This is a genomic window from Mycoplasma anseris ATCC 49234, from assembly GCF_000702805.1.
Classification (GTDB): Bacteria; Bacillota_I; Bacilli_A; order Mycoplasmatales; family Metamycoplasmataceae; genus Metamycoplasma; species Metamycoplasma anseris.
Window position 1 is genome coordinate 46,212 of the sequence record NZ_JNJX01000006.1, and the last position, 9,647, is coordinate 55,858.

8 protein-coding genes are annotated in these 9,647 nt (G+C 25.3%); 6 read left to right on the forward strand and 2 right to left on the reverse strand.

The genetic code is table 4. From position 1 onward, the window contains the following. Positions 1 to 83: 83 nt before the first annotated feature. Complete coding sequence (gene arcA / locus T401_RS0102005; RefSeq protein ID WP_033178817.1) at positions 84 to 1,313, reverse strand: arginine deiminase; 1,230 nt, start codon at positions 1,311 to 1,313, stop codon at positions 84 to 86. A 414-nt stretch (positions 1,314 to 1,727) separates the two neighbouring features. Between arcA and rpoE the strand changes: the two genes are divergently transcribed. The 4 genes from rpoE to T401_RS0102025 all read left to right on the forward strand — a co-directional run bounded on the left by rpoE (position 1,728) and on the right by T401_RS0102025 (position 4,752). After that, entirely contained in the window at positions 1,728 to 1,982 is a 255-nt protein-coding gene (gene rpoE / locus T401_RS06800) for a DNA-directed RNA polymerase subunit delta (RefSeq protein WP_033178818.1), read from the forward strand. 113 nt (positions 1,983 to 2,095) lie between these two features. Then, positions 2,096 to 2,983 carry a thermonuclease family protein gene (locus tag T401_RS06805; protein WP_033178819.1) on the forward strand — a complete coding sequence of 296 codons (888 nt, stop codon included), beginning with the start codon at positions 2,096 to 2,098 and terminating at the stop codon, positions 2,981 to 2,983. A gap of 91 nt (positions 2,984 to 3,074) precedes the next feature. Further along, positions 3,075 to 4,034 (forward strand): Cof-type HAD-IIB family hydrolase, encoded by a 960-nt coding sequence (locus tag T401_RS06810; protein ID WP_033178820.1) that lies wholly within the window; start codon positions 3,075 to 3,077, stop codon positions 4,032 to 4,034. A 13-nt stretch (positions 4,035 to 4,047) separates the two neighbouring features. Then, complete coding sequence (locus T401_RS0102025; RefSeq protein WP_274541135.1) at positions 4,048 to 4,752, forward strand: ribonuclease HIII; 705 nt, start codon at positions 4,048 to 4,050, stop codon at positions 4,750 to 4,752. Positions 4,753 to 4,769: 17 nt separating this feature from the next. Here the strand turns inward: T401_RS0102025 and T401_RS06815 are convergent, their stop codons facing one another. Beyond that, the gene (locus T401_RS06815) at positions 4,770 to 6,359 is read right to left on the reverse strand and encodes a hypothetical protein (protein ID WP_033178822.1); all 1,590 of its coding nucleotides are present in this window, start codon (positions 6,357 to 6,359) and stop codon (positions 4,770 to 4,772) included. 103 nt (positions 6,360 to 6,462) lie between these two features. Between T401_RS06815 and T401_RS0102035 the strand changes: the two genes are divergently transcribed. Both T401_RS0102035 and T401_RS06820 read left to right on the forward strand, forming a co-directional pair. Beyond that, complete coding sequence (locus tag T401_RS0102035; RefSeq protein WP_033178823.1) at positions 6,463 to 7,029, forward strand: thymidine kinase; 567 nt, start codon at positions 6,463 to 6,465, stop codon at positions 7,027 to 7,029. A gap of 123 nt (positions 7,030 to 7,152) precedes the next feature. Next, positions 7,153 to 9,647: phosphatidylinositol-specific phospholipase C domain-containing protein (locus tag T401_RS06820; protein WP_033178824.1), on the forward strand; the 2,495-nt coding region annotated here is incomplete at its 3' end.

Consider the following 9,647-nt stretch of genomic DNA (forward strand, 5'->3'; position numbering starts at 1 on the left):
TTAAAAAATAGAAACAATCATATAATGTTTTCTTGAATAAAAAACCTGTAGTTTCCTACAGGCCTTTTACTATAAATGGATTTTTATTTAACATCTTTACGATATAGAGGCATTGACATACAACGTGCATTTCCCATACCTAAAGATAATTGGTGTCCTTTAAATGGTAATACTTTAATTCCAGCAGCTTCTAAAGCAGCATTGGTTTTTTCATTACGTGAATATCCAATAACAACTCCAGGTGCAATTGCTAAGTAGTTTGTTCCATCAAAGTGAGTTTCTCTTTCGATTTCAATTTGAGTAGCACCATCTCCAGCAATAGGAATTAAGATAGGTTCTTCACCAATGATTGATTTTAGTAATTCATTTAGAGGTAAACCATTATCTACTGGTTGAGGTTCGTCTCCGCCATTAACTAGATCGTAGTCTCAGAATTTAAATACGTCGTTAGCGATTGGTGAGTATAAGAATTTGTTTGTGTCTAACATTGTTAATCATGTATCCAAGTGCATTAAGTTTGTTCATTTTGGAACGTTAATTGCAACGATACGTTTGAATTCACATTCTTCGTTAGCTTTAATGTTTTTAGCTAATAAAGTAATGGTTTGTAAATCTGTTCTTTCTGATACACCAACTACTAAGGTGTCATTGTTGTAAATAAATACGTCTCCACCTTCGATTGATAATCCTTCAGCAGGGTTGTAGTATCATGGTGTGTTAACTAATTGTGGGTGATTTGAGAAAATGAATCTTGAGAATAATGTTTCACGTTGTCTTACTTTGTATCTCATGTAGTGGATTGTTACACCATTACCAACTGATGCAAATGGGTCACGTGTGAAGTATAGGTTTGGCATTGGGTCAACAATTAGTTCTTGTTCTGCTTCAATACCTAAATCATATTTAGTAATACCAGCCATCATTGTTTCGATTAATTTTCTTGTACCTTTAATACCTTTTAAGTATGTTCTAACAATTTCTTTGTGTTCTTCTGATAGAACAGGAGCTGAGTCATCTAAGAATTCTTCTAATAAGTTATCTCTAGCTTCTTGACTTGCTAAATCGTATGTTTCAGCAACTAAATCTGTTAGTTCAACAGTGTTAATTCCTTGTTCTTTTAGTGTTGCAACGAATTTTTTGTGTTCTGCTCTAGCATCGTGACTTTCTAAGATAGCTGAGAATAATAATTCGTCTAAACGAGCAGGAGTAATGTAGTCAATTTCTCTTCCTGGTTCGTGTACTAAAACGGTTTGTAATTCACCAATTTCTGAGTAAACATGAATACCTTTAAAGCGTTTGTCAAATACAGACATATTTGTATCCTTTCAAATTTTAAGATTTTTAATTTTTTGTATAAATTTCCCCCTAACTATTTTCAATTTTAAAAAAGATTTGTTAGTTTGTAGTAAAATGATAACGTCTGCAAAATTATTGAGACTATAGGTATTGCTACCTTGGTTTATCGGGTTTTATTTATACAACTTTAATTATACTCTTTTCTTAAATTTGAGTATGTAAATATTGTGAAATCTCCGTAATAAATCACTTTTCAATATCTTATTATTATTTTATTTTTTAAAATTTTTCAAATAATCATTTGTATAAGGAAATTTATCATTGATTATTTTTCTCCCTTTCTTTTTCTTATTTCTTACACACAATCAAATTGTGTTCAATTATCTATAAATTTTATATAATTAATTCTTAATAATACAAAGGGGTTTAATATGGAAGCAAGAACAATGGCTGACGTTGCTGAATCTATTTTGAATTCTCATGGTAAAGCTGATTTCGCAAAATTATTTGATGAAACAGCAAAAATTCTTTTTTCTAAATGAAGAAAAGAAACTATAGAATCAATATCAGATGAAAAAATGTTGGAAATAAAAAGAGGCGAGTTGTATAAATTACTAACCATTGATGGTCGTTTCTTTAGAAATGAAAATGGCACCTGAACAACAATAAGACCAGACATTGATTAAGAAAAAATCAATTCATATACTAATATAGCAAGACTAGGAGTTTCCTAGTTTTGTTTTTATTTTTTACTAATTTTTAAAAAGAAAAAACTTATTGAATTAAAATAAAATTAAATATGAAAAAATTATTAAAAGGTTTGCTAACTTTAGGAAATATAATTGGAATTTCTTTACCTAGTGTTCTTGTTATAAGTTGCAATAACACTAAAGAATCCAAAGAAAAAATTATTCATAATTTGGAAATTATTGATGTTAAATTTCGAAATTCTGAACAAAATATTGTAATTGATAAAGTCACATTTAAATCTAAGACCAATGAGATCAATTTCAAGTTAATTGAAACCAAAATTCAAAAAGAGCAAAAAATTGCAATATTAAAATTTGAAGCTTATCAAGAAAACAACCAGAAATTATTATTAACATTTGAAAAAACAATTCAAATTGGGCTATTTGAAACCATTAGTTTTTATAGTTTAATAAAAAATCTTAAATATGAGGTTTCTTCTAATTTAACTATTAATAAGATGACTAAAATTAAACCAACAAATATTGCTGATGGGGACACTTTTTATTTAGATGAATTGGGTTTTCGCTTTGTTGGGATAGACACGCCTGAAAAATATAATGCTAAAAATTCTATCCAAGAAAAATATGGAAAAATAGCAAGTCTATTTTCTAAAAAAATATTGGAAGACGCTGATGAAATTTATGTTGTTCCACAAAGAAATTTTTATTCCAAAGATCCACATGATTTCAAAGATAAATACGGAAGAGTATTGGTGATTGTAATTGTAAAAATTAAAGAGAATTTCTTTAATTTAAATTTAGAATTAGTAAGAAAAGGTAAGGCAAAAATGGCTTATATTTCCCTCAATAAAAATAATCGATATTATACTGATAATGAAGAATTTTTCAATCAATTACAACATGCACAAAATCTAGCGCAAAAAGAAAAAATCGGGATTTGAGATACACTGGTAAATATAAATGAAATCTACCCATAATCTACCCTTGGAGATTAACTAAAACAAATATCAAATATTTATGTTAAAATTTATTTTATAAATTTACATTTTAATTACACAAAGGATAATAATGGCAAAAAACAAAATTTCAGAAAAAAGAAGATTTCTTTTTGCTTTAGATTTAGATGGAACACTGCTTGCTGATTCAGCAACTGGTACTGTACATCCAAAGACGGAGGAAGCAATTAAGAAAGCTGTTGCAGAAGGGCATATTGTCTGCATTATTACTGGTAGACCTTGAAGATCTACTAAACCAATTTATGAAAAATTAGGTCTTAATGCAATTGTTGGAAACTATAACGGAGCACACATCCATAACCCAATTGATCCATTTTTCATTCCTACTATTTCATATTTAGACTTAAATGAAGTTCTATATATCTTAGGGGATCCTAAGGTTAAACAAGAAATTGTAAATTATGCAATTGAAGGACCGGACTGAGTTCAACTTGCTCATCGTGATGAAAACTTAGAAAGAGTCTTTGGTTTTGATAAAGCGACAAAATTTAGAGAAGAAATCAATTTACAAAAATTACCTTTAAAACCAACCGGAATTGTTTTTGATTGTAAATTGGATACTGATGTTTTTGAGCTTTTAACCTATTTAAGAAAAAGATATGGTGATTTAGGTGAATTCTCATCATGATCAAAAGGTGCTGGATTAAGCCCTGTATTTGATATTACTTCAATAGGAGTAAGTAAAGGAAAAGTAATTTCCTTAATTATGAGATACTACAATATTGATATTCAAGACACTGTTGTTATTGGAGACTCATTCAATGACGCTTCAATGTACGAAGTTGGAAATGTTGGAGTAGCGCCAGCAAATGCTGAGCCTTTTATTAAACAATTATCAACAGTTGTTATGAAACAAACGAATAAAGAGGGTGCAGTTGGATATTTCATTAATGCATTTTTAAGAAACCCAGAAAAATACATTAAAATGGGTTTAACTCGTGCTAATAAAAACAAAGATAAATTACAAGTTGTAAGTGCAGATAATTTCTATTCAGAAGAGGAAGAACAATAAAATGATGATCGATATGGAATTATTTAAAGATTTTATTGGAATAGATGAAACTGGAGTAGGTGATTATTTTTCTCCAATTGTTTCAGTTGCTTGTTTTATTCCAAAAGAAAATTATCAAAAAGTGATCGAATTAAATGTTAAGGACAGTAAGAAATTAAGTGATAAAAAAATCTGTGAGATTGCCCCGTTATTAATTAATTTAGTCCATTTCCAAAAAACTGTTTTAACACAGGGTGGTTATAATAAATTAATTCAAAGCAAAATCAATAACAATGAAATTAAAACCCTTTTACATATTAATTCCTTAAACAATTTTCTTAAAAAACATGATTTGAATAATTCTGTCATTATTGATCAATATACTAGTTCAAGAAATATTTTTGATCATCATTTATTTAAATTAAATAATATCGATTGAATAAAATTAAAAATTCCAAAAGTTCAAATTGTATTGGAAACCAAAGCGGAAGATAAGGCTTTATCAGTTGCTTGTGCTTCAATTATTGCTAGATATTATTTATTGAAATTAATGGAAAAACAAAATCTAGAATGAAATTTAGTTTTTCCATTAGGAGCATCCAAAATAGTTGATGAAGTAGCTAGTGAAATTATTCTTCATTATGGTATAGATACTTTAAATCAAATTGCAAAAATTTCTTTTAAAACAACAAATAAAGCAATTGAAATCGCTGAACAAAAAAAGTTGAAAACTGATTAATAGTGTTTCAACTTTTTTTAATCTAAAGAAAAATTAAAATTAAATTTATTTAAAAACCTTAAAAAGAATTTCTGCAAACGATTGCTAATATTATTTTTTGTTTTCTTTGTTTCATTGACAAAGAAAACTAATCTTTCATTAACTAAATCTTGTTTAATAACCAATCATTCTTCTTCTTCAAATTCATATTTGGCAACAAATTTTTCTGTTTCATTTTGATATTTAGAAAGGTCAATTAATTCATTATAATTAAGTTTGGCTAATTCAGTTTGGGCAAATAATTTCGTTTTAAAATGGTCTAAATTGGTATTTAACGATTTAATTTCAAATTTCGAAAGATTGGTGATATTAATTTCTTGTTCTAAATCGTTTTCTAAATTCGTAATATTCATGTTTTGGGTTTTATAATAATTTAACATATCAACCAATATAACTGCTTGTAAAAGTTGATCAAATTCTTTAATCTTTGGATTTGTAATAAAAAATTTTTGTTCTTCATCTAAATATAATAAATTGGGAATATTAAAGGCCTTTTCATTTTTTAATAATTTTAATTCTTTTTGATTTAAATCCATTTTTTTGGCAATGAAATTTAATAAAAAATTATTAGTGCCAAAAGAATATATTAAATTTTCAATTTTAATGGAATTTTCGTTTTTTGATTTATTGGTGTATATAAAATTTAGATATATTGCTAAAAGATTAGAAAACTCAATTGACTTATAAATTGTTTTCAACCCCTTTTTTTCAGGAGCAAAAATCTTAATTGATTGATCATCATTTAAAAAATGAATTATATAATCAAATTTTTGATGTCATGAAATGATTTTATTTTGCTTATTATTAATCTGTGTATGAAGAAATTGATAAGAAATATCATCTCTCCCTAATGCTTTTCTAATCAAATGTTTATTGGATTTATTAGGAATAATACCCAATTTAATAATACGATTAGCATTTTTGTTAAATTTGAAATTTAAAATGTCGTTAATGTATTCATTAATCAATTTTGAGGTGTTAATTTTAATAGAATCATCATGAAAATCACTAATATCTTCAAAATATAAATCATTAATTTGCTTTTGAATATAACTAATAATTTCTTGTTGTAATTCAGGATTTTGACATGCTAAAATATTAAGAGCAAAATATTTTTGCTCAATTAAAAAATCATCAATAAAAAAAGCATAATCAACATTTTCCATTTTTAAAATACTGTATTGTAAAAATGAATAAGACGAATTGTTGTTATTTTCAAATTCTAATACTTTTAATTTTGAAGATTGTAGGACTTCTTTTAAATATGATAAAATCTGTTTTTTAATTGGGTTTTGATAATCATTAGTTGCCAAAACAACATAATAATTTGCAATATCAAGGTTTTTTAAACGTAAATAATTTAAAAAACATTGTGCAATTTTTTTAATTATTAATTCATTAAAACCCAAAGGTAAATATAAATATTGGGCAACAAAAGCATTATTTACAACTTTTAAATTGCTATCATTATAAATTTCATTTCCATATTTCAAAGCGTTTTTTTTAATTTGATTTGTAGCTTTCTTATTATCTTTATAAAATTCTAATCATTCTTCAATTCGATTCATATTTTATAATTTTAATATATTTGCTAAAACCAGAGAAAAAATAAAAAAATATTCTAAAAAATTAATTAAATTTATTAAAATTTATTTACCAAAGGGGAGAGCTATGTACAAGACATTTAATGAAGGTATGATTGAGGTCATTGTTGGGCCAATGTTTAGTGGAAAAAGTGAAGAATTATTAAAAAGATTAAGAATTTTAGAATATGCTAAATTTAAATCATTGGTAGTTAAACCTGTTTTTGATAAACGGTTTTCAGAAACTGAAATTGTCTCAAGATGTGGGGTTAGACATAAAACTCATACAATTGAAAATGCTAACCAAATTTATGATTTATTAAAGCAAGATGATTATCAAGCTGTTTTAATTGATGAAGCTAATTTTTTTGGTAATGATTTAATTGAAGTAGCAGACAATTTAGCTAATAAGGGCTTATTAGTGATTATATCAGGGTTAGATCAAGATTATAAAAGAAGACCTTTTGGACCAATGCCACAATTAATGGCCATTGCTGAAAGGGTAACTAAATTACAAGCCATTTGCGTTGTTTGCCAACATGCTGCTTCTACTTCATTTAGAAAAATCGAATCTGATGAAACCCAAGTATTAGGAAACTTTAATGAATATGAAGCTAGATGCAGAAAATGTCATAATAAAGGTATAAAAAAATAACTAAAATTCCTGAAATTCCCAAGATTAGATTTAATCTTGGTTTTTTATAATAAAAGGTAATATAATTTATTTTCTATAATTTCTTATAAATTAATTTTGGTATGATTTTTTAGAAAGGACATAATGAAAAAACTAAATCAACTACTCTTAACTAGTATAGCTATAATAGGTTCAGCCTCATCTTTAATTAGCGCTAAATTATCAAATGAAAATTTAAATGGTAATAAATCATTCAATGATAGTCATAATATTACCCATGATTTATCAGATTGAATGAGCGATTTGAATGACAAGAAATTATTAAGTGATTTAAATATTCCAGGAACTCATGATTCTGCCATGTTTGATTGTGTAGGAGCTGCTTGTACTTTTGGAAAATGATATGCTCTTACTCAAGGAGCAAATTTTGCTGAACAATTAAAATTAGGAATTCGTTTTTTTGATTTAAGATTGACAAGAAATCCAGAATTGTGAATGGCTCACGGAGTTGTTTGAGCAAACAATCAAAATTTAGAGAAAACTTTAGACAGTTTTGTTGAATTTTTAAAAAATCATCCCACTGAATTTATTATTATTCGTGTTAAAGATGAAAATACATCTGTTAAGGCTGAAGATAGGGAATGAGAAAAATATTTTTTAAATGTAATGAAGAAACCTAAATATAATGACTATTTATTCAAAAACAGTAACAAAAATAAAAATGCAAACCCTTCAGTTAAAGAATTAAGAGGAAAAATCTTAACTTTTAATCATTTTCATCATTTAATTACTACAAATGCTGATTTCGGTCCACTTTATAGAAATAACAATATTATTTTTCAAGACCTATATAACCTTAATCATGAAAATAAAAAAGTAGCAATTTCTGATACTTTAAATATGTCTAATAATGAAATCAATCTTAAAACATATGTTAATTTTATAAGTAGAGCCAATGGAGAAAAACCTTGATATACTGCAAAAGAATTAAACCCATGGCTATTAAATTATTTAAGAGAACATCCTGAAATCGTCAGATTAGGAATTTTGCCAATGGATTTTCCAGTAGAAAATTTAGTTAGTGAAATTATTAAAAGAAATTTTGCTGTCAAACCAAAAGAAATTACAAGAAATTTGTTTGATCCTATAATAAATAAGAATATTGAAATTACATCGTTGCAAGATAATACTGATTTTGTTCAGTTTAGTCAAAGTGCTAAGAATTTTCATTGCAATGTTTATTTAGAAGATGAATTGATTGGTTCATCAGTAATTGGTGAAAATCTAGAAATTAAATTATCAAAAAAAATAAAATATAATCAAAATCTAAAATTTTATTTTTATAAATTAACACCACATAATGATTTTTATAAAGAAACTAAATATAATGAAATACATCAGACAATGTATGTTCAACCAAATCTTATTTGAATGAAAAAATTATCAGACTATAAAAATTTTGTCTTGAAATTTAAAGATAATAATGCTTTCTTAGATAATTCAGTTAAAGATATTTTTAATTTTTCTGTTAATAAATATATCGTTGAGGAATTAAATAATTTAATCAACATAAACAAAGCCCAAGATTCACATAATGAAGAATTATTTGCTTCAATTCAAAATAAATTTCAAACGTTAAATAACATGTATACTGATTGAATTTCAATTTTTAAAGATTTATCAACCATATTTAAAAATATCAATGATAATATATCTAATAAATTTGAAAAACATATTCAAGTAACTAACCATTTATCTTTTATATGAGATTCAATAATTAACAAATTCAAAATTTTAAATCAAAATTTATTTAATGATAATTTTAATGAAAAAAATATTGATTTTAAAAATCAAATTGAATTAGTAAAGAAGATTTTAAATAGTTTTCAAATAAAGGCCATTGAAAATAAAAATGTTGACGAAATTGTTTTAGATTCATGAAATCTTTTCAATAATAATATTTGAGGTATAGAAATTTATAAGGCAAATCTTAATTCAATAAAAACCCAAGTAGAAGATTGCTTATTATTAGTTTTAAGAAGCAATAATATTGAAGAATTCAATGATTCAATTTCTAAATATAATTTAACAAGAACAAAATTAGATAAATATATTAGTAGTACTCACAATTTTATTGAGCAAACAAACCAGATTGTTAATGATTTTACAAGTCTGAGTGCTAATCAAATAGAAAGTATTAAAAATGAATTTGTTAATACTATAGCTAATTTGGACAATGAACAAGAAAAAAACAGGTTTTTTGAAAAAATAAGAAATTATCACATTATTTTTAATGATGCATTATCATTATTTAATGAATCAAATATATTAAAAAATAAATTAGAAAGTTTAGAATTTAGCACAGAAGAAACTAACAAGTTTCTTGCTAAATTGAAAGAATTTAAAGAAAATATAGAAAATAATTATTATTTGTTTGATAATCAAACTAAATTAATACAAGATATGAGCGATATTAAAGTGTTAATGAATGAAGTTAATATTAAATTGAATGACTATATTAATCAAAAAAAACAGTTTGAGAAGTTAAAAACAGCAATCAATAATAATCAATTTAATTTCAAAGAAGTTTATGATTTAATATATAAATATTTTGAAAAGAAAGACTCTTCATCAGAAAG